The sequence below is a fragment of the Neobacillus mesonae genome (genome assembly GCF_023715155.1).
Taxonomy (GTDB): Bacteria; Bacillota; Bacilli; order Bacillales; family Cytobacillaceae; genus Neobacillus; species Neobacillus mesonae_A.
In genome coordinates this window covers 1-848 of sequence record NZ_JAMBNQ010000094.1, presented here as the reverse complement: position 1 = coordinate 848, position 848 = coordinate 1, and the positions used below count along the sequence as shown (strand labels likewise).

Genomic DNA, 848 nt, shown 5'->3' with positions numbered 1-848 from the left:
AAATAAATAGTCCGGCGGTGATGGCGAGAAGGTCACACCCGTTCCCATACCGAACACGGAAGTTAAGCTTCTCAGCGCCGATGGTAGTTGGGGCCTTGCCCCTGTGAGAGTAGGACGCTGCCGGGCGATGCCCTTTGGGGCTATTATTTTGCAATATTTTGATTTTGGCCCCTTGGTCAAGCGGTTAAGACACCGCCCTTTCACGGCGGTAACACGGGTTCGAATCCCGTAGGGGTCACCACCACAAATGGAGGATTAGCTCAGCTGGGAGAGCATCTGCCTTACAAGCAGAGGGTCGGCGGTTCGATCCCGTCATCCTCCACCATAAAAATTTCCCTTATTTCTATCCTGCTTAGCTCAATTGGTAGAGTACGATCGAGTATGCTTCTAAGAAAGTCTTCAGCGTACCGGCTGAACCGCTTCTTGAATAGTCCTTCTGAAGTCGGGACGACGATAATTAGAAAAAGTATGTAAACAAAATCTTTAAACTAATATTAATGCCGGCCTAGCTCAATTGGTAGAGCAACTGACTTGTAATCAGTAGGTTGGGGGTTCAAGTCCTCTGGCCGGCACCTTTGAACGAGCCATTAGCTCAGTTGGTAGAGCAACGAGCAATACTTCTATGAAACACTGCAAGTTGTACGCATCGAGCCGCTTCTTGAATAATCAACCTGAGATGCGGACATCTGACGAATAAACCAAATATTAGATAGTTACTTTTAGGTATGAGCCATTAGCTCAGTTGGTAGAGCATCTGACTTTTAATCAGAGGGTCGAAGGTTCGAGTCCTTCATGGCTCACCATTTAAATATGCGGGTGTGGCGGAATTGGCAGACGCACCAGACTTA

Annotated in this window: 4 tRNA genes and 1 rRNA gene; all 5 read left to right on the top strand. The window is 47.6% G+C overall.

What is annotated here, in order from left to right:
* Positions 1-10: 10 nt before the first annotated feature.
* The 5 genes from rrf to M3183_RS26570 all read left to right on the top strand — a co-directional run bounded on the left by rrf (position 11) and on the right by M3183_RS26570 (position 803).
* A 5S ribosomal RNA gene (gene rrf, locus M3183_RS26590) occupies positions 11-126 on the top strand.
* Between the two features lie 40 nt (positions 127-166).
* A tRNA-Glu gene (locus M3183_RS26585) sits at positions 167-241 on the top strand.
* Positions 242-249: 8 nt separating this feature from the next.
* Positions 250-325: transfer RNA gene (locus M3183_RS26580), tRNA-Val, on the top strand.
* 174 nt (positions 326-499) lie between these two features.
* Positions 500-572 (top strand) — tRNA-Thr (locus M3183_RS26575).
* Positions 573-727: 155 nt separating this feature from the next.
* Positions 728-803, top strand: a tRNA-Lys gene (locus tag M3183_RS26570).
* Positions 804-848 lie beyond the last annotated feature (45 nt).